General features: G+C 59.1%; 20 protein-coding genes. 17 read left to right on the top strand and 3 right to left on the bottom strand.

Going from position 1 to position 17977, the window contains the following annotated elements; translation table 11 throughout:
* Nucleotides 1-342 precede the first annotated feature (342 nt).
* The 15 genes from B9A12_RS03405 (at nucleotide 343) to B9A12_RS03330 (ending at nucleotide 14023) form a co-directional block, all read left to right on the top strand.
* A complete protein-coding gene (locus B9A12_RS03405; protein ID WP_084056293.1) occupies nucleotides 343-960 on the top strand; it encodes a hypothetical protein in 618 nt (205 codons plus the stop codon).
* Between the two features lie 15 nt (nucleotides 961-975).
* The gene (locus B9A12_RS03400; protein WP_084056291.1) at nucleotides 976-1374 is read left to right on the top strand and encodes a flagellar protein FlaG; all 399 of its coding nucleotides are present in this window, start codon (nucleotides 976-978) and stop codon (nucleotides 1372-1374) included.
* 28 nt (nucleotides 1375-1402) lie between these two features.
* The gene (locus B9A12_RS03395) at nucleotides 1403-2116 is read left to right on the top strand and encodes a response regulator (protein ID WP_170920311.1); all 714 of its coding nucleotides are present in this window, start codon (nucleotides 1403-1405) and stop codon (nucleotides 2114-2116) included.
* Nucleotides 2113-3687, top strand: coding sequence for an HD domain-containing phosphohydrolase (locus tag B9A12_RS03390; protein WP_084056288.1), 1575 nt, complete (start codon nucleotides 2113-2115; stop codon nucleotides 3685-3687). Before B9A12_RS03395 ends, B9A12_RS03390 begins: the two co-directional genes overlap by 4 nt.
* Nucleotides 3657-4271, top strand: coding sequence for a PilZ domain-containing protein (locus tag B9A12_RS03385; protein WP_084056287.1), 615 nt, complete (start codon nucleotides 3657-3659; stop codon nucleotides 4269-4271). Before B9A12_RS03390 ends, B9A12_RS03385 begins: the two co-directional genes overlap by 31 nt.
* A 2-nt stretch (nucleotides 4272-4273) precedes the next feature.
* On the top strand, nucleotides 4274-5098 hold the full coding sequence (locus B9A12_RS03380) for a sensor histidine kinase (protein ID WP_084056285.1): 825 nt from the start codon (nucleotides 4274-4276) through the stop codon (nucleotides 5096-5098).
* Nucleotides 5099-5404: 306 nt separating this feature from the next.
* Complete coding sequence (locus B9A12_RS03375) at nucleotides 5405-5869, top strand: hypothetical protein (protein ID WP_084056283.1); 465 nt, start codon at nucleotides 5405-5407, stop codon at nucleotides 5867-5869.
* Between the two features lie 693 nt (nucleotides 5870-6562).
* Complete coding sequence (locus tag B9A12_RS03365; RefSeq protein WP_170920310.1) at nucleotides 6563-7390, top strand: CheR family methyltransferase; 828 nt, start codon at nucleotides 6563-6565, stop codon at nucleotides 7388-7390.
* Nucleotides 7391-7428: 38 nt separating this feature from the next.
* Nucleotides 7429-7911: a chemotaxis protein CheD gene (locus B9A12_RS03360; RefSeq protein ID WP_084056277.1), complete on the top strand. Its 483-nt coding sequence runs from the start codon at nucleotides 7429-7431 to the stop codon at nucleotides 7909-7911.
* A 20-nt stretch (nucleotides 7912-7931) separates the two neighbouring features.
* A complete protein-coding gene (locus B9A12_RS03355; RefSeq protein ID WP_084056275.1) occupies nucleotides 7932-8354 on the top strand; it encodes a response regulator in 423 nt (140 codons plus the stop codon).
* Nucleotides 8335-8766, top strand: coding sequence for a chemotaxis protein CheX (locus B9A12_RS03350; protein ID WP_212636811.1), 432 nt, complete (start codon nucleotides 8335-8337; stop codon nucleotides 8764-8766). The genes B9A12_RS03355 and B9A12_RS03350 overlap by 20 nt, the downstream gene beginning before the upstream one ends.
* A 112-nt stretch (nucleotides 8767-8878) precedes the next feature.
* Complete coding sequence (locus B9A12_RS03345; protein WP_084056271.1) at nucleotides 8879-9952, top strand: protein-glutamate methylesterase/protein-glutamine glutaminase; 1074 nt, start codon at nucleotides 8879-8881, stop codon at nucleotides 9950-9952.
* A gap of 90 nt (nucleotides 9953-10042) precedes the next feature.
* Nucleotides 10043-10411: a response regulator gene (locus B9A12_RS03340; protein ID WP_084056436.1), complete on the top strand. Its 369-nt coding sequence runs from the start codon at nucleotides 10043-10045 to the stop codon at nucleotides 10409-10411.
* 14 nt (nucleotides 10412-10425) lie between these two features.
* Nucleotides 10426-12645, top strand: coding sequence for a chemotaxis protein CheA (locus B9A12_RS03335; protein WP_170920309.1), 2220 nt, complete (start codon nucleotides 10426-10428; stop codon nucleotides 12643-12645).
* Nucleotides 12614-14023 (top strand): protein phosphatase CheZ, encoded by a 1410-nt coding sequence (locus tag B9A12_RS03330; RefSeq protein WP_084056267.1) that lies wholly within the window; start codon nucleotides 12614-12616, stop codon nucleotides 14021-14023. The genes B9A12_RS03335 and B9A12_RS03330 overlap by 32 nt, the downstream gene beginning before the upstream one ends.
* Before the next feature lie 247 nt (nucleotides 14024-14270).
* On the opposite strand, the gene B9A12_RS03325 is transcribed toward B9A12_RS03330, so the two are convergent.
* Both B9A12_RS03325 and B9A12_RS03320 read right to left on the bottom strand, forming a co-directional pair.
* On the bottom strand, nucleotides 14271-15848 hold the full coding sequence (locus B9A12_RS03325; RefSeq protein WP_084056265.1) for a sensor domain-containing diguanylate cyclase: 1578 nt from the start codon (nucleotides 15846-15848) through the stop codon (nucleotides 14271-14273).
* Nucleotides 15849-15885: 37 nt separating this feature from the next.
* The gene (locus B9A12_RS03320) at nucleotides 15886-16092 is read right to left on the bottom strand and encodes a hypothetical protein (protein WP_084056263.1); all 207 of its coding nucleotides are present in this window, start codon (nucleotides 16090-16092) and stop codon (nucleotides 15886-15888) included.
* A gap of 286 nt (nucleotides 16093-16378) precedes the next feature.
* Here B9A12_RS03320 and B9A12_RS03315 point away from each other — a divergent pair, with 286 nt between their 5' ends.
* Both B9A12_RS03315 and flgM read left to right on the top strand, forming a co-directional pair.
* On the top strand, nucleotides 16379-16621 hold the full coding sequence (locus B9A12_RS03315; RefSeq protein ID WP_084056261.1) for a DVU0524 family FlgM-associated protein: 243 nt from the start codon (nucleotides 16379-16381) through the stop codon (nucleotides 16619-16621).
* A 41-nt stretch (nucleotides 16622-16662) separates the two neighbouring features.
* On the top strand, nucleotides 16663-16965 hold the full coding sequence (gene flgM, locus B9A12_RS03310; RefSeq protein ID WP_084056259.1) for a flagellar biosynthesis anti-sigma factor FlgM: 303 nt from the start codon (nucleotides 16663-16665) through the stop codon (nucleotides 16963-16965).
* 114 nt (nucleotides 16966-17079) lie between these two features.
* On the opposite strand, the gene B9A12_RS03305 is transcribed toward flgM, so the two are convergent.
* Nucleotides 17080-17964 (bottom strand): flagellin, encoded by an 885-nt coding sequence (locus tag B9A12_RS03305; protein ID WP_084056258.1) that lies wholly within the window; start codon nucleotides 17962-17964, stop codon nucleotides 17080-17082.
* Nucleotides 17965-17977 lie beyond the last annotated feature (13 nt).

Genomic DNA, 17977 nt, shown 5'->3' with positions numbered 1-17977 from the left:
GAAACGACCGGGCAACCCAGCCGCCATCCTTTCGTTACTGGCGCCACACGGTTTATGCGCCGTGGAAGTGGCCCGTATCGGTGGAGCGCGCCTCATGGAAGGCGTGGGTTGCGGTGCCTTTTTTTCAAAGGCCCCGGATCGTTACCGCGGCTTGCCCTTTCTCCCTGTGGAAACCCGCCCCATGGAAGATGGAGCTGATGGGAATCCGGCACACAGTCGGGCTCCAGGATGCAAAAATCCTTCATGGGATTGGGGTTTGATTCCGATTATAGAATTGCAGACTAGTTTGATGGCTCTTGGGCCTGGGAAGAGGATCGGCCTGATTTTTGGGAGGAGACTTCGGTGCGCGGTTTCGCCACATCAGCCTTATGGATCCTGGCGCTTGCGGCATGGCTCTGTTCAGGTTGTGCCACGGCGCCCACGGCTTCCCGGTCTGCTGCCGTGAAGGTGGACCCACCGCGGGTTCTGGCCTGGCGTTGCCCGGCCCCCCACAGGCACCGGCAGGCGGCGGTGGCGGCCTTTGAGGCCCCGGAAGGCATGGAACAAGCAGGGTCCCACATGGCCAGGATCTATGCAGCCGCTCTGTCCGCCGGAGCAACCTTCGGCCGGGTGGTGCTGAGTGGAAGTGACGGGGACCCGGACCGTTTCCTCCCCAGCGGGACGGATCTTCTGGTTCGAGGCAAAGTGGAACGGTTGATTGTGGGTTCCGGGGCCTTGAGCGAGCAGGTAAAGGTCCAGGTGTGGGTGACCGACGTGGGTACGGATACCGTCTTGTGGTGGGTGGAGCAGAGCGCCTCGTCCATGCCCCGGCCGGATCTGAATCTTTTCTGGAACGTGGTCCCGGGAGGAGGCGCCGCTCCTTACGGGAAGCTCACCCGCGCTCTGGCGAACCAATTTGTGGATCTCTTGTCGGATGCCGAAGCGCAACGGCGAGGGTGTTTCAACCTCGACCGAAAATAAGAGGAGGTGGACGTCATGGAAACGAGGGTGGATGGAATCCAATCGTTGGTGACGGAGCCCTGGGTCAGGGAAGACCCCCAGTGGACCAAGCGCGAACTCATCAAGCCCGTGGAGGGCAAAGAGGGGGCGCAACAGCCCCAGTGGCAGAGAAAGGATTTGGAAAAATCCTCCGAAGGTCCTTGGGAGCAAGACCGGACGGCATTGGAAGGGCTCATTGGAGACGTGCAAAATTATCTCCAAGACCTTAACATTAAGCTTAGCTTTGAACTCCATGAAGAGACGGGGGACATGGTGGTTTCCGTGGTAAACAAGGAAACCGGAGAGGTGATCCGCCAGATACCGCCTGAGGAGCTGCTGGAACTACGCGAAAAATTGGAAGAGCTCACCGGCGTGCTCTTCAACGGGAAGGCCTAGGGGGAAGTCCCTGGAAATGGAAAGCGGGATGGAACGAGTGGAGGCGTTGCCTGTCAAAATTTTGATTGTGGACGATGATGACGTCTACCGGGATATCCTAAAAGATGCCATCACGGCCGAGGGAACGGAACTCAAGCTGGCGTCCAGCGGCGAGGAAGCCCTGGAGCTGATTGACTCCGAGCCGTTTGACATCCTGATCACTGATCTCAACATGCCCGCCATGGACGGGCTGACCCTTCTCAAGCAGGCCCGGCAGCACCTTCCCCACCTGCTGACGATCATCATCACCGGCTATGGCAGTCTGGAATCGGCCGTGGAGGCCATCCGCCAGGGGGCCTACGATTATATCCAAAAGCCCTTCCGGATCGACGAGGTGGCGGTGGCCACGCGCAACGCCATCGACAAGGTGCGCATCCTGCGCGAGCGCGCGGCGCTCCTGGCCGAATTGGAAGAGGCCTACCACAAGCTCCGGGAGCTGGAAGCGGGCCGCCGGGACGGGAAGGCCGATGCCGAGGCGAAAGGGACAGGGGCGGGCGAATCCACGGGCTATGATCCCCTTCTTTTGATGTCGCGGTATTTCATGCCGGTGGAGTTGCTGGAAGGCTCCATGTCCAAGATGGGGCATGTGCTCTCCGAATTGGAACGCCTCAAGGACCTGCGGCGGGAGAAGGTGATCGACGACGCGGAATTCGAGCGACTGAAAAAATTGGTCCTGCGACAGGTGGCAGCGACGGAACCATGAATATCCTCATCATCGAAGACGATACGGTATTGGGGGAGATCCTGCGGGATTATCTGGAACAACTGGGCCATGAAAAGGTCCGGGTCTTCCTCAAGGGCGCGGATGCCTTGCAGGCCCTGGAATCGCACGGCTTCGACTGTGCCTTCATCGACCTCAATCTGCCCGATATGGACGGGGTGGAGCTTCTGGAGCAGCTCAAGCAAAGGGACCGGACCCTGCCCGTGATCATGATGAGCGGCTATCCAACCATGGAATCCACCATCCGGGCCATGCGGCTGGGGGCCTCGGATTTTCTGACCAAGCCCTTCACCATGAGGGACTTGGCCCTGGCCATGGAGCGGGTCTTCAAGGAGAGGAATCTCTTGTTGGAAAACCTTTCCTTGAAGCTGGAGTGCCAGACGCAGGAGCAGTTGAAGCAGGTGAACCGCCAGCTGCAACAGCGCATCGAGGAAAAGGAGAAACTGTTTCACGTCTCGCGCGTAATCGATGAGACCCGATCCAGCGACGATCTGTATGCCTCCATTGTGGATCTGGCTTCTTCCCTGACCTCTTGCCGAAAAGCCGGCTTTTTTGTCTATCTTCCCGATCTCAAAAGCGTTGCCCTGATTTCCGGGCGGGGATTTGACGACGGATGCCTGCCCCAAACCCTCACAGTGGATCAGGACATGCTCCTGGACCGGCTGCGAAAGGGGACATCCCCCGTTCGAGCGCCCCTGAAAAGCTTCGTGACGGGAGCCTTTGGTGAGGTGGGAAAGGGCAACGGCGACGGCCGGAAGAGTCCGTCCGTGCGCTCTCCACTTCTCGATGAACCCTGCAGCCTGTGGCCCATGTGGATTCGGGGGGAGCTGTTCGGTTTTCTGGGGCTTTTTCAAAGCAGGGGGGAAGAGAGCCCGGCGGATGATCACGGCACCCTGGTGGACTTTCTCATGACCAAGGCCGCTTTGGCCGTCGAGAACATGGCGCTCTACGAAAGCCTCATCAACAATTTCTACGGAATCCTGAAATCCCTCGTCAGTGCCTTGGAAGCCAAGGACCCTTACACGGGCAAGCATTCGGAACGGGTGACGCTTTGGGCGGTTCGGTTGGCCCGGGAAATGAGCATAAATGGCACACAAATTGATATCCTCAAGACCGTGGGGTACCTCCACGACATCGGCAAGATCGGGATGCCGGACGAAATCCTGAACAAGCCGGGGAGTCTGACGGCGGAGGAATATGAGATTGTCAAGAAGCATCCCGTCATCGGCGAGTCCATCATCAAAGATCTGGGCCTGGGCTTTGAAGAGCGTTCCATCATTCGCCACCATCATGAAAGGTGGGACGGAAGGGGGTATCCCGATGGATTGGCCGGGGAGGATATCCCGCTGCTTGCCCGGATCGTGGCTGTGGCGGATGCCTTCGATGCCATGACCTCGAGGCGGGCTTACCGGGAATCGCTGCCCCTGGAAAAGGCCGTTTCGGAGATCCGGGTCAACAGTGGCAAACAGTTTGATCCCCACGTGGTGGAAGCCTTTTTGTCGCTCATGGAGAGGGGCAGGGAATGGAAGAGAGTAACCATCGAGAGTACCTGAGGGTCCGCATTCCGGAGCTGACCGTTTTCTACAATGAATTGGCGCAGGACCAGGAGCCGCCTTTCTTTTTGGGCTTTGGCCCGGGACACGATTCCGCGTCCTTGCAGGAAAAGGAGGCGGAGGATCCGTTTGTGCGGGAGGTGATGGGGGCCCTGGCGCGCCTGGAATCGAAAATGGACCGCCTGCTGGGATACCTGGAAAGGCAGGAGAGCCGAGAGGCCTCCTATGCCCATCAGGGGCGCGTGGTGGACATCAGCGGGGGCGGCCTTTCTTTCGTCACGGTGACCTTGCATTCGGTGGGCACCTATTTGGAGATGTGCCTGCTGCCGCAGCTGGGAAATCCCCGACCCATTTATGCTGTGGGCAAGATTTGCTGGATTGAACCCGCCGCCGAATCGGGCGATACGGCCGCGCATCTGGTCGGTGTGCAGTTTGTGGAGATCGACGAGGCGGACCGGGAGTCGATCATACGGGTGGTTTTTCGCTTGCAGCGCATGTGGAAGGAAAAGGCCCGGGAAGGGAAAGATGAGGAGCGGGAGACCCGGGAGGCGCCCCGACCCGTTCCTTCCTGCCAAGGGAAGTGACCATGCATGGCGACCTTGACATGAAAAAGTGCTTTGCGGCCCTTGCGGAGCTGGATCGGCCGGGGCACATGGGGCGGCTGATGCGCGGACTCATCCACAACATCAACGGCCCCTTGCAGAACATTTCCATGCTGTTGGAATTGATGGAAAGAAACCACACCAGGATGGAGGACCTGGTTGCTTCCCTTTCCGACCAGGATGGGTCTGACCTGCCGCGGCTGCTCGATTCCGAAAAAGGGCGTTTGGGCAGGCTCCTGGAACAGGTCCGGCTTTTTTCCGATATGCTTCGCGACTTCATGATCCTGCATGAAATCGAAGCCAACGAGTCGGAAATCGATGTGAACCAGATCCTGGAAAGGCTGGGAAAGATCTACAAGGCCGATCTTTTCTTCAAGCACCACGTGAGCCTGCGATTGGAGCTCGCCCCCCACGTACCGCTGCTGCGTGTTCTGGGCCGCCATCTGGTCCCCGCTCTCCATCACCTGATCCAAAATGGTCTGACGGCGCTTCGGGCGGCGTCCGAAAAGGAACTGGTATTGGCCACGGATGTTTTCCAGGACGAGGTGTGGATCCGCGTGGAGGATAACGGCTGCGGCCTGAGCGACCAGGTGCCGACGGAGGAGCTTTTCACCCCCTTTGCCACCCACTGGCCTTCCGAGGTGAACGAGCAGGAGAAGGGGCGCAACCACTTGGGGCTCGGTCTGGCCCTCGCGCAACATCTTCTGAGTCCCTACGGGGCCCAAGTGCGACTGGAACCCATGGAGACGGGAACCCGGGCTGTTGTGATCCTGCCTGTGCCGGGCACATTCTGCCGCACCAAGGGGTAAAATCTTCCCAGACCGGACGGGATCGTTTCCGCCGGCAAACGGCGCTGCAGGTTTGTGGGAATGCTTTGCAAGACCCCGGTGGTAAGGGATTGGGGGGTGCCGCACAGGGCGCGTGGCCCGTGGTAAGTGGCCATGATGTCAAGTTTTCTTCATTGTGTGCGCATCACAGCTGCCCATGGACTGGGGCGGCTTTCCTGTCTCGTTGTGACCATGCGCGTGGTGACGCTGACGTAGGTGGGGGAATTGGCAAGCTTCTTGCCCCAGGTTAGGGTGAGGGTCGACTCAAGCAGGTGGGAGGAAGATGAGATGAAAGTCAAAGGACCTCACCCCGACGTGGTGGTGGACGGAATGCCGAAAGCGCCGGATGCGGGGCCCACGGATGGCTCCGGAGCCTTCGATCGCATCTTGGCCCAGGAACTGGATCCGGATGGGACCCCGGAAGTCACGGCCTCCGAGTTGCGTCCTGCGGCAGGGCCCATGGGTTTGCTTTCTCCGGAGGTGCGGACCTCCGGCGTGGAGGCGGCTCAAGAGCACATCCAGGGCGTCTTGGATGAGCTGGACAACCTTTCGCAGCAGCTCATGGAGGGCGGCCCCTATTGGAAAGGTGTGGACGAGAGGCTGAGGAACCTGGAAGCGTCGGCCGAGCAGGCATGGAAAGCGACTCAGGATCTGGCGCCCGGACATCCTCTCCGCCAACTGGCCGAGGAAGCGCGTGTGGTGGCCTATGTGGAATCCGTCAAATGGGCCCGCGGGGACTATCTGGGGTCCTGAGCGCGGAGGATCCGTCCGATGCGAACGTCTTGGAGGCCCGCTGCGCGGGCCTTTTGTCTTTTGGGAGCTTGTCTTTTCACGTGGATCGCTCCTTGGGGTGGTTCCCAGGGGACTGAAGTCTTTCCCGCCGGCCGTTTGGGTCCCGGCGTGTGCCGGGCGGAGGTGATCGAGGACGAGGAGGGGATCACCTACAGGACGCTGCCGCAGGGGCCCCCCGGTGCTCAGGAGCAAAAGCGTGATGAGGAGCGAAAGATCCAGCGCTCCTGGGAAGTTCTTCGACACCTTTGGCTGGATCTGAACCTGAGCCCGAACTCCGGCCCTGAATCGGGTCGTCCGGAGCCGACACCCCAAACCCCCTGAGCCCGCCTGCAGACGTGGACTCTCGTCCGTCGTCCATGATCCTTGGGTGGGGCGCCTCTGCCTGCATGCCGGCTCTTTCGGATTGCGGCAATATCCCACGGTATCCTGGAGGGCGATCCCTTTCGCTCATCCCGCTTGTCTTGCGCCAACGGCGTTCTTCTGAAGATGGCGAATGGCCGATGGGCGCTCCCATTTTCCTTCCTTGCATTTTTTTTAAAGTCGGTCCCCCCAATTTCCGATTGTCATCGTGGGAAAAGACGACAGGCTTTGCATCCCACCCAGGTCACGGCTCAACAACAGGCTCATCCTCAAATGCATGGGGAGGATCGTTCCGTGGAACACCTTTCGCCTCGATTGTTTCAGCAATTCAGCGCTCTTGTCTATGAGGAATGCGGCATCAATCTGCACGACGGGAAGAAATCGCTTCTGGAAGCCCGCCTGGCGAAACGACTGCGGGCCACGGGGTTGCCGTCGCCCAAGGCCTATTACGACTACATTCTTTCCGAAGAGGGGCGGGACGAGTACATTCGCTTTTTCGATGCCGTTTCCACCAACCTCACCTACTTTTTCAGAGAACCCAAGCACTTTGAATTTCTCGTGGGCAAGGCCTTGCCGGAAATGGTGCAAAGAAACGAGCAGCGGGGAACCTCGCGCATCCGGATCTGGAGCGCCGGCTGTTCCACGGGAGAAGAGCCTTACACCATTGCCATGAGCGTTCTGGAGAACCTGGATCATCCCAATCGCTGGGATTTTCGCATCCTGGCCACCGACATTTCTACGCGCGTTCTCCAGACGGCCCAGCGAGGGGTCTACGACAAGAGCAAACTGCAGAATGTGCCGACGGCGTTGCGCCAGCGCTACTTCACGGTTCGAAAGGAGAATTCGGGAGAAAAGACCTATGAGGTGTCGCCGGCACTCAAAAGGGTGATCGCCTTCCGGCGGCTCAATCTGAAGGATCCCTATCCTTTTCAGGGTCCTTTCGATGTGATCTTCTGCCGCAACGTGATGATCTATTTCGATAAGAAAACGCAGGAAATGTTGATCAATAAGATGTGCCAATACTTGGTTCCCGGAGGGTACTTCTTTGTGGGGCACTCGGAGAGTCTGACCGGCCTTGACCATCCCATGAGGTACATCCAGCCGGCTGTCTATCAAAAGTAGAAAGCAGGTGGTTTTCCTCTAGACGTGAGAGTGAGTCCATGAATAGAGTGGTTGTCGGCGTAGCGGACATGGCCGTGAGTAATCGAACTGAAGACACCATCATCACCTATTCCCTGGGATCATGTATCGCCGTGGTGATCTATGACCCGAAGGTGAAGGTGGGTGGCATGCTTCACTACATGTTGCCTGAGTCCTCCACGGACCCTGTGAAGGCGCGAAGCAAGCCGGCCATGTTCGCCGATACCGGGATTCCCATGCTCTTCAAGGAGAGCTACAAGTACGGAGCCACCAAGAAGAGCCTGATTGTGAAGGTGGTGGGAGGAGCGCAGATATTGGATGAAGACGGAGTGTTCAATATCGGCAAACGAAACTACATGATTCTTCGAAAGATCTTATGGAAAAACAACGTGTTGATTGCAGCGGAACATGTGGGAGGCAACGTCAATCGCACTGTGCGCCTGGAGCTGGAGACGGGGCGCGTGGTTTTGAAGGTCTCCGGGCACGGTGAATTCGAGCTTTAGCACAGGCGGAAGGGGGCGGTATGGCCTACAACGTATTGATCGTGGATGATTCCAGGTCCATGAGAAACGTCATCAAAAAGGTGCTCAAGATCTCCGGCTTGGAGTTGGGAGACATCCTGGAAGCCGGAAACGGTCGGGAGGCCCTGGATCGGCTTGGGGAAGCTTGGGTGGATCTGATCCTGAGCGATGTGAACATGCCGGAGATGGACGGGATCGAGTTCCTGCGGGCGCTGTCCCAGCATGAGGATTTCCGTGATGTTCCGGTGGTGCTCGTGACGACGGAAAGCAATGAAAAGCGGCTGGAAGAAGCCATGGCTCTCGGGGCCAAGGGGTATTTGCGAAAACCCTTCCAGCCCGAAGATGTGCGGTCTCTTGTGCTGGAGACACTGGGGGTCGAAGATGAATGGGGACTGGATGGAAGTGATGAAGGCTGCGATTTCTGAGGTTTTGGAAACCATGTACTTTGCAGAGGTTTCCTTTCGGGAAGAAAAGGCGATCCCGGAGTCCTTCGAGGGGTGGCGGGCCCGCATACAGGCCAGGCGATCCGATGGGGCGAACAGCGCCACCTTGATCCTTTGGCTTTCGCCCCATTTCGCCAAAGAGCTGGCGGGCAACCTCCTGGCCTTGGAGCCCCATGAGATCAGCGAGGAAGACGTGAAGGACGCCATGGGGGAATTGGCCAATATGGTGGGAGGTAGCTGGGTCAAGCAACTGGAACCGAGTGAATGGCGTTTGGGGCTTCCGGATGCCGCGCCGGTGGACTCGCAGATCGCCGGCGCAGGGGCCGGCTGGGAGATGCTCTCCTATGGCGAGCCGGTGGGATTCGCCGCCGTGCAAGTCACCGAAGGCTCCTGAGGGCTCATCCCCGGTCGTTTCACGCAAATCGCCTCCGATGCGGACGGCGTCGGGAAAGGAGACGGGGGAGCCCCCTTCCCGTCCTGGTCTGATTTCCTTACAGGAGAGGAGTATGGATCCCATCCGTGTGCTGGTGGTGGATGATTCTGCCATTGTGCGAAAGATCTTCACTCAGGAATTGGGCAAGCACCCTGATATCCAGGTGGTGGGCACAGCGCCCGATCCCTATGTGGCGCGGGACAAGATCGCCAAGCTCAGGCCGGACGTGATCACGCTCGACGTGGAAATGCCGCGCATGGACGGCCTCACGTTCCTCAAGAAGCTCATGAAATACCATCCCACGCCGACCATCATCGTCAGTTCGCTCACTCCGAGGAATAGCGAGATGGCCTTGGAAGCGCTGGAGTACGGGGCGGTGGAGGTGCTGGCCAAGCCTGGGGGATCCTTTACGGTGGGGGATATGAGCGTCCAGCTGGTGGAAAAGATACGGGCGGCCGCCCGCGTGAGGGATCTGGGTTCCCGGCGCCCTGGGCCTTCGGATTCCTCGGAGGGAGCAAAAGGACGGCCCTCCCTGGCCCTGACCCGTACGACCCAAAAGGTGATCGCTCTCGGCGCCTCCACCGGCGGCACGGAAGCCCTCAAGTATGTGCTCATGCAAATGCCTCCCAACAGCCCGGGCATCGTTGTGGTGCAGCACATGCCCCCCAAGTTCACGGCGGTCTTTGCCAAGCGCCTGGACGGGTGTTGCCAGATCGAGGTCCGGGAGGCCAAGGACGGGGATACGGTGCGCCCGGGCCTGGCGCTCATTGCGCCTGGCAATTTCCACATGGTCTTCAAACGAAGCGGGGCCCGCTACTATGTGGAGGTCAAGGACGGTCCTCTGGTGTGCCATCAGAGGCCGGCGGTGGACGTGCTGTTCCATTCCGTGGCCCGGTATGCCGGCGCCAACGCCGTGGGGGTCATCATGACGGGCATGGGGCGGGACGGTGCCAAAGGGCTGCTGGAGATGCGCAAGGCCGGTGCGCGCACCATCGCACAGGACGAGGCTTCCTGCGTCGTTTTCGGCATGCCCAAGGAGGCCATTAAGATGGGGGCCGCCGAGGTGGTGGTCCCGCTCGATGACATCCCGGAGACGGTTTGCAGGATCCTGGAAGGGGGAGAGAAGGCGGCGAAGGCCTCGGTCTGAGCCATGCGGCAGGACCTGGAAGAAAGCCTTTGCCTCTTCGGATATTGTCAACGCACGATCGGAAGGAGTGGATCCGTGGCATACAAGGACATGAAAGTACTGGTTGTGGACGATTTCGCAACGATGCGGCGCATCGTCAAGAACATCCTCAGGGAACTGGATTTCAAGGAGATCTATGAGGCGGAAAACGGCGCCGCGGCGGTGAAGGTTCTGGAGTCCCAGGACGTGGACCTGATTGTCTCGGACTGGAACATGCCCAAGATGACGGGACTGGAACTGCTCAAGTGGGTCCGCGCCAATGACAAGACCAAGGATCTGCCATTTCTCATGGTGACGGCGGAGGCCCAGAAGGAAAACGTGGTGGAGGCGGTCAAGGCGAAGGTGAGCAACTACATCGTCAAGCCGTTCACCGCAGCGGTGCTGGCGGAAAAGCTGGAAAAGATTTTGCCTCAAAACTGATGATGGAGCCGAAGATGGGCGGTACGGAAAACTCTCTGAACATTGCCCGAGATCTCCTGGATCGGTTGTCCAATGGCGTGGTGGCCGGGCCGGAAGACCTCATGGGCATCGGCGAATGCCTGAACCTGCTGGAGGAGTTGGAGCAGGCCGATCAGGGTGTGCCCGAGTCGTGGCATGGCCCCCTGGAAACCATCAAGGGGCTCTTCAAAAAGATCATTCTGGAAGAAAGCCCGGACCCAGAAGCCGACTGGCGCGAGATTCAGTCCCTGCTGGATCGGTTGACGGCGGGAAGCGTCGAGCCCGGCCATTCGCCGGGGGAGGAAGAGCCCCCGCCCCTGGAAGATCCTCCGGCGGAGGGTGGCGCCGAAACAAGCGCTTCCTCGGACGAAGAGCCGGCTTCCGAAGAGCGTGGGCCCGAAACGATTCAGATGGAGGACCCGGAGCTCATCAAGGACTTCGTGGAGGAAGCCAAGGAACACCTGGCGTCCATTGAGCTCAACATGGTTTCCCTGGAAGCGGACCCTCAGGACCGGGAGGCCATCAACGCCGTCTTTCGCCCGTTCCACAGCATCAAAGGCGTGGCCGGGTTCCTCAATCTCGAGAGCATCCACGAGCTGAGCCATGAGGTGGAAAACCTCCTGGACGAGGCTCGTTCCGGGAGCATCGATGTCACGGAAGGAGTGATCGATATCGTTCTGGGCGCCGTGGACATCCTCAAGGTTCTCCTGGGGGAACTGGAGGCGGCGTTGGGAGAAGGCCAGGCCCAATTGTCCGCCAATCTGGTGGGGGCGTTTCTCAATCGGCTTCGACGCTTTGACCCCAGGGCCGAGACCCCCCGGGAGCGGGACCAGATCCCCAAGGTGGGCGAGATTCTGGTGGAAAAAGGGGTGACGGAACCGGAACGGGTGGAAAGCGCGGCTCAGCAGGCGCAGGAGAGCGGCAAGCGGATCGGGGAAGCCCTGGTGGAGCAGGGGGCGGCCTCGGCCATGGATGTGGCGAGCGCCCTGCGCGAACAGCGAAAGATCAAGGAAAGTGCGGCTTCGGTTCGGGTCGATACCCAGAAGCTGGACAACCTGGTGGACATGGTCGGGGAGCTGGTGATCGCCCAGTCGATGGTGCTTCAGAATCCCGATGTCCAGGTGATCAAGGATCAGAAGTTTCAAAAAGATTCCGTGCAGCTCCGAAGAATTACGGCGGAGCTCCAGCGCATTTCCATGTCTCTTCGCATGGTCCCCATCAAAAGTACCTTTCAGAAGCTCATCCGCCTGGTGCGGGATCTTTCGCGGAAATCGGGTAAGAGCGTGCGCCTGGAGATGCGGGGCGAAGAGACCGAAATCGACCGCAATATGGTGGAGGAAATCTATGAACCTCTGGTCCACATGATACGCAACGCCGTGGACCACGGTATCGAATCGCCTGATGAGCGAGAACGGGTGGGGAAAGACCCCCAGGGCACCATCTATCTGACGGCCGAGCAAAAGGGTGGAAACATCATCATCGAGCTCCAAGACGACGGTAAGGGATTGGACGCAGAAAAGATCCGCGAGAAGGCCCTTGCCAAGGGTCTCATCTCCCCCGAAGACACCCTGGATGATCGGGCCACCTACGAACTCATTTTCCACCCCGGTTTTTCCACCAAAGACCAAGTGACCGACGTTTCCGGCCGTGGCGTGGGCATGGACGTGGTGCGCCGAAGTGTGGAGGAGCTGCGGGGGAAACTGGAAGTTTCCAGTGTGCCGGGACACGGCACCCGGTTCGAACTCAAGCTGCCTTTGACCATGGCCATCATCGACGGCATGGTGATCTGCGTGGGAACGGAACGCTACGTGGTGCCAACGGTGGCCCTTCGGGAGTCTCTGCGACCCGGCAAAGAGGCTTACCACACGGTTCAGGGTTCCCAGGAGATGATCAAGGTTCGCGATCAACTCATGCCCCTCATACGTCTCCACGAGCTGTTCGATGTGGAGCCCCGCTTGCGCAACCCTTGGGAGGCCCTGGTGCTCGTCGTTCAGGAAGACCAAGAGTTTTACTGCCTGCTGGCCGATGAGATCGTGGGGCGCCAGGAAGTGGTCATCAAGAGTCTGGGAAGCACGCTGCGCCATGTGAAGGGGATCTCCGGAGGCGCCATTTTGGGCGACGGTAAGGTGGCCCTGATCCTGGATGTGAAAGGTGTGGTGAGCACATACGAAGAAGGTGGGAAAAATGGTTTCGATCGGCAAAGACGAGTGGCGTGATCTGATTCGTTTGTTGAAAGACGTGGAAAAGCTTCTCGTGGGATTGGGCGGAGACGGCAAGGACGCCCAGGCTTTGAATCAGTGCCACCAGAGCCTCAAGACCTTTTCAAGCACCGTGGCCATGTTGGGGATGGAGGATCTGTCTCAGGCCGGCGCTCGCTTGGAAGCCTTTTTCGAGACGCATATCCTGGGGGCCAATGGGAACACTCAAGGAGAAGAAGGGGCCGTTTTCAATTTCGCCCTGAACGCACTGGTGGAGTCCATGATCCGTTCAGAAAAGGACGAGGGGGAAACCGGCCAGGTGAACGTGGAGGAGGTCCTTTCCATCCTGGATTCGGCGGGCGGTGCTTCCCAAGGGCCGGAAGAAGATGGGGATCCCCCCGGCTGCGAGGAGGACCTGGACGAGGACGCTCTCATTGATGAGCTGGTGGGTGCACCCGCGCCCGACACCGAAACCCAAGCGCCGGCCGACGATCCGTCCCGGATGGATCGCCTCCATGACTGGGCGGCTCGTGTGGGGGCCAAGCTGGATGTGAAGAAGGCGGATACGGGCGAAGAGGTCGTCTGCCTGGAGATTCCGGCCGAAAGCCCGGGTTGGCAGCAGCTTCTCGCGGCCCAGTCTTCACTGGAAAGCTGGGAGGATTTGCGCCCCCGGTTGACCGAGGATCAAGAGCCGGCGGCGAAGGTTCTCGAGGACATGAAGGAGTTCATGTTCTGCATGGCCGAAGGGAACGTGGAACGGGCGCAGCAGATCCTGCTGGCGTTGTCGGAGAAAAGCTCCGACCCCGGCCTGTACCAGGAGATAGGGAGCATGGCCAGGGAGCTGCACAACTCGCTTCGCGACTTCGTGGGCGCTATGGATCCGGCTCTTCGGGAAATGGTGGAAGACAAGATCCCCGATTCGGGAAACCGGTTGGAGCACATCATCCAACTGACGGAAACGGCGGCCAATACCACCCTGGATCATGTGGAAATGCTCCAGAAAAGGAATGAAGAGGATCGGTCCCATCTCCAGGAGATCCAAACGACTTTAGACGGCCTGCACGCCATCGGTGGAAACGCCCAAGAAAGGTTGGCCCAAATACGATCTTTGCTGGAACTTCTGGTGGAGTCGGGCCGCCGATCCAACGAGGATCTGATCCAGATCATGACCGCCCAAGATTATCAGGATCTCACCGGGCAGATCATCATGAAGATCATCAAGCTCCTGGAGGATCTGGAAGGCAAGCTGGTCCAGCTCATCACCAAGTTCGGGGTCAAGGTGGAAAAGGCCAAGAAAACGAAAGAAGAACTCTACGGTCCCTCCCATGAGCAGGTGGAAGATGCGCTCCACTCCCAAAATGATGTGGATGCGCTGCTGGCGGAGTTTGGATTCTAAGGGACTTCTTTCTCGTCGCCCGGCCGATACGGCCACATGGTTTTTGTCGGGTGCGGGCACTCCGGCATGTGGGCTTCTGGGGAAGCTCCCGTGCCTCCGCTAGGGCTTATAGGGGCACCCCGCCGGGTGTGCCCCTATCAAGCGAAAGCGTTTTTGTACTCAAGCCGGCAGGACGCCTTGTGGTGAGCGTCCCAGGGTGTTCGGTCCAAGCGACGAAGGACCAACTTGAACATGGGCAACCGGGGGGCTATGCGAAGATCGACTCCACCCGGTTACGCCCCTGGGCCTTGGCCCGATAGAGGGCTTGATCGGCCCGTTCGAAAACGTCGGTGACGGTTGTGTCCGCCTCTCCCACTTGGGTCACCCCGACGCTGACGCTCAAGGGAATGGGCTCTCCCTTGTACAGAAATCGGGTCTTGTCCACGATGTTTCTCAATTTCTCGGCCACCCTCAAGGCCTTCTTTCCGTCCGTACCCGGCAGGATCACGGCGAATTCTTCCCCTCCGTAACGGGCAAGATAGTCCGATTGTCTCAGGGCCAGTCCCATGCGGCGCGTGACCTCTTTCAGGCACCGATCCCCGGTGGCGTGGCCGTAGGAATCGTTCACTTTCTTGAAATGATCCAGGTCGATGATCAGCAAAGAAAAGATCTGGCCATAACGTTGGTATCGATACATCTCCTCCTGAATCCTCATGTCGAAGGCCCGCCGGTTGTGGACTCCCGTCAGGGCATCCTGGAGTGCCTGCTTTTCCAGGCGTTTCGTCTTTTGCTCCATCTGGGCGACTTCCCGTTTCATCCTTTGAAGACTGGCGCGAAGAACTTCACTGTTCTCATCGGCCTTGCGATAACGGGATTCGTCCTGGGTTTGCTTTTCTTTGAGAAACTGCTTGATGGCCGTGAGCTTGGCCTCCAGGGCGGCCTTCAGTTCCTCCAGAGTCCGGGAAAAATTGACGGAGTTGCTCATCTCTTCCATCTTGCCGTCCAGGAGTGAGTTGAAGTCCTGGCTGGCCTGATGGCTTTCCCGGTTGAAGTTGACGGTCGAGGAGAGAAGGACTTCCATCTCGGCAAGATCCTGGCCGATGTCCGAGAAGAACCTGGCAAGCTGAGCCCTTTCTTTATTGACGGCACCGGAAAAGCGTTCCGCCAGTTCCAGGGTCTGCTCAATCGTTCCCAGCAGGCTTTCCAGGGATTGGCACCCAGGCAGCTGCTCATGGAGCCGGGTCCACTTTTGATGATATTGATCCCCCAGATTCACGTTGAACTGGTTGAGAAGTCGGCTCAGCCGGCTTTTCAAGGTCTCCAGGTGGGATTCGGCACGGCTGGGCGCCGTTCGGTCCTCTGCTTCGTATTGCCTTTCGGTGGCGGGGGTGTCCATCAAAGGACGCTGCCTGAGCCTGCGAAGGCCTTTTTCCACCTCTTCCCAGTGGGCTTCCGAAACGATCAATCTTTTGACCTCGTCCAGGATCTCAGACTCTTGACTGTCGGCCAGCGCTTTTGCCCAGGAGCAGAGATGGGAAAAGGAGTTTCGGGCTGCTTCTTCCAGCCGACTGTGCTTGTCTTGGAGTTCCAGAGCGTCCTTTCGCAACTGGTCCTTTTGCCGGCGCAGCTTTTGGACTTGATCTTGAAGGGCTCGCACGCGCTGAGCCTGGTTTCCATCGGAAGCGCCCTGGACCATCCCGGCAATCACGGGATCCTGGGCCAGCGTTTCCACCAGACTCTGCTTTTCCCAGCCCGTTTCCGGCAGGATCTGGCTGAGGGCCTTCAGGACCGCTTCGGCCAATTCATGGGCAGCAAAGGAGCTGTTCGTGCTGTGATGATGGCTCATAGATACCCTCTATGATTCGCGTTTGTTCCTGCAGCCCTCATTTCGTGGGCTTCTTGCGGAAATACTGGCAGGGGATGCCGGACGCGGCCAAGACGCTGCGACTGGGGTGCTGTGCGGTGCGCACTCCCCAGGCCCGGCAGCCGTAAGGGGCCTGCCGATCCCAGGTGATGGCGAAATGGACGCAATGGGGGCAATAGGCTCGGGTTTCTCGGTGGCTCCTTTGGCCAACTCCATTTCCCTGCATGATAACCACTCCTCCCAGGCCGGTCCCCATGGGCACTTTGCCAAACCCGTTGTCATTACCGGAAAGCATATCTCATGCCAAATTAAAGCCCCATTGGAGAGGCCCCGCCGTGATGCGTGTGCGATGATCCCCGGAAAGCCATTGGGCCGAAGCCGCGGGGCCTTCAAAGTGTGAGGGATGGTGGGCGGCTGGATGCCGCCGTTTTCGTCGGGAAAGACCAGCAAAGGTTTTATTCAAGTTTTGAGGGGGATCGTCCGATATAGACAAGTGAGGGAGGCGGACGATCATGGTGATCACGGATTATCATGTGCAAGGTGTTCTCAGGACCTACACGCGGCAGCTTCAAAAATCGCGGCTTGCCTCCAGTGTGGGCAAGGCAGGTAGGTCCGAGAAACCCCCCGAGGAGCGGGTTACCATTTCCGAGGAGGCCCGGCGGCGCCTTATTCGGGACCGGGTGGCATCCCAGGTCCTGGAGCAGGGTTTGGTGGATCCCGAACAGGCCGCCGAGGATCCGGAAATCTGCGGATGACGGGACGGCGCCATGTTTTACCGTAAGAGAGGACGAACACAATGGACATCAAACGCGTATCGGCTTATGTGGGCCAGTCGAACCAACAGGTTGAAGGAAGCACCCTCCGCACGCCGGAAAAGGATGCGGCTACGAACACATCCAACGCCGAACAGCTCCAGGTGCAGGACCGGGTGGAACTGAGCAAAGAAGCGCTGGAAATGGCCAAAACGAAGAAGGTCATGATGGAAAGGGAGGAGATCCGAACGGAACGCGTGGACCAGCTGCGACAAATGTTGCAAAACGGCTCCTACACCGTTCAGGCCGACAAGGTGGCCGCCAAAATGTTGGACGAAATCTTCTAGACTGCTTCGTCATCATATTGACAGCCAGAGGGTCCCGGTGTTGTCAATAGGATGACTTTGGGGGGATCCACGCCCCCGGCGGGCTCTGCCCGCCGGGGGTTTTGTTGTGGGCTCTTACAGGTATCGGGTGAGGCTCAGTCCCTGGAGGGCGGCGGTGGATTGGAGGGCCGCTTCGAGGGCGATCTGGTTCTGCTTGAGGGCGGTGACGGCCTCCACCAGGTCGGTATCCTGGATCTGGGACAAACGATCCTGGTCGTGCACCTGGAAGGTGTTCAGAGCGTCCAGCCGCCGTTCGTAGGCCGTGCTCCGGGCGCCGGTCTGAGCAGACAGGGCCCGGGCCGTGTCCAGGGCCCCGTCCAGCTTGGAAAGGGAATTTGCGATATCAGCGGAGTTCTCGGTTTCTATAGCTGTCTTGAGATCTTCGAAGGTTGCCATAAGCCCTTGAAAAAGGGATCTGGCGTCCACGCTCACTTCCGTCTGGGTGGCCCTATCGTCCAGATCCACGGAAATGATCCGCGCGTCATCGGGAGGTGACGTATCCCTTGCGGAGAGCCAATCGGGTGGAGGGGTGGTCGGGTTTGGGTCAAAGTAGCCTTCGAAGACATACTGTCCGTTGTACTTGGTCTGTGCCGTGGACATGATCTCTTCTTGAATTTGTTCCAGATCTTCCTTGTAGGCTTCTTTTTCCGCCGACGAATTGGGGGTGTTGGCGGCCGTGCCGATCTCTTTGGCTCGGATCAGCAGATCGTGGATGTGATCGAGGGCGCTTTCGGCCACGCTGGTCAGACCATTGGCGAATTCCAGGTTGTTCTTGTACCGCTCCAGCCTCTGAAGGCCTGCGGTGAGCCGGCGCGATTGGGCCCACGCCCTGGGATCGTCGTGTGGAGCCTCCAGCTGCTTCCCGCTGGAAATCCGACGGGTAAGCCCCTGGATCTTTTCGTTTCTGCTCTCGATGTTCTGTTGGGTGGCTGCATAGAGCAGCGGCAAGGTGACGCGCATGAGTCCATCCCCC

Source organism: Desulfacinum hydrothermale DSM 13146, from assembly GCF_900176285.1.
In the GTDB taxonomy this organism is placed as follows: Bacteria; Desulfobacterota; Syntrophobacteria; order Syntrophobacterales; family DSM-9756; genus Desulfacinum; species Desulfacinum hydrothermale.
Note: the sequence above shows the minus strand (reverse complement) of the source record. Positions and strands in the feature narration are given on the sequence as shown.

Excerpts from the sequence above, each read along its gene's own strand:
- B9A12_RS03400 (WP_084056291.1), top strand. The coding sequence starts at position 976 with ATGGAAACGAGGGTGGATGGAATCCAATCGTTGGTGACGGAGCCCTGG.
- B9A12_RS03395 (WP_170920311.1), top strand. The coding sequence starts at position 1,403 with ATGGAACGAGTGGAGGCGTTGCCTGTCAAAATTTTGATTGTGGACGAT.
- B9A12_RS03390 (WP_084056288.1), top strand. The coding sequence starts at position 2,113 with ATGAATATCCTCATCATCGAAGACGATACGGTATTGGGGGAGATCCTG.
- B9A12_RS03385 (WP_084056287.1), top strand. The coding sequence starts at position 3,657 with ATGGAAGAGAGTAACCATCGAGAGTACCTGAGGGTCCGCATTCCGGAG.
- B9A12_RS03380 (WP_084056285.1), top strand. The coding sequence starts at position 4,274 with ATGCATGGCGACCTTGACATGAAAAAGTGCTTTGCGGCCCTTGCGGAG.
- B9A12_RS03375 (WP_084056283.1), top strand. The coding sequence starts at position 5,405 with ATGAAAGTCAAAGGACCTCACCCCGACGTGGTGGTGGACGGAATGCCG.
- B9A12_RS03360 (WP_084056277.1), top strand. The coding sequence starts at position 7,429 with ATGAATAGAGTGGTTGTCGGCGTAGCGGACATGGCCGTGAGTAATCGA.
- B9A12_RS03355 (WP_084056275.1), top strand. The coding sequence starts at position 7,932 with ATGGCCTACAACGTATTGATCGTGGATGATTCCAGGTCCATGAGAAAC.
- B9A12_RS03350 (WP_212636811.1), top strand. The coding sequence starts at position 8,335 with ATGAAGGCTGCGATTTCTGAGGTTTTGGAAACCATGTACTTTGCAGAG.
- B9A12_RS03345 (WP_084056271.1), top strand. The coding sequence starts at position 8,879 with ATGGATCCCATCCGTGTGCTGGTGGTGGATGATTCTGCCATTGTGCGA.
- B9A12_RS03340 (WP_084056436.1), top strand. The coding sequence starts at position 10,043 with ATGAAAGTACTGGTTGTGGACGATTTCGCAACGATGCGGCGCATCGTC.
- B9A12_RS03335 (WP_170920309.1), top strand. The coding sequence starts at position 10,426 with ATGGGCGGTACGGAAAACTCTCTGAACATTGCCCGAGATCTCCTGGAT.
- B9A12_RS03330 (WP_084056267.1), top strand. The coding sequence starts at position 12,614 with ATGGTTTCGATCGGCAAAGACGAGTGGCGTGATCTGATTCGTTTGTTG.
- B9A12_RS03325 (WP_084056265.1), bottom strand. The coding sequence starts at position 15,848 with ATGAGCCATCATCACAGCACGAACAGCTCCTTTGCTGCCCATGAATTG.
- B9A12_RS03320 (WP_084056263.1), bottom strand. The coding sequence starts at position 16,092 with ATGCAGGGAAATGGAGTTGGCCAAAGGAGCCACCGAGAAACCCGAGCC.
- B9A12_RS03315 (WP_084056261.1), top strand. The coding sequence starts at position 16,379 with ATGGTGATCACGGATTATCATGTGCAAGGTGTTCTCAGGACCTACACG.
- flgM (WP_084056259.1), top strand. The coding sequence starts at position 16,663 with ATGGACATCAAACGCGTATCGGCTTATGTGGGCCAGTCGAACCAACAG.
- B9A12_RS03305 (WP_084056258.1), bottom strand. The coding sequence starts at position 17,964 with ATGCGCGTCACCTTGCCGCTGCTCTATGCAGCCACCCAACAGAACATC.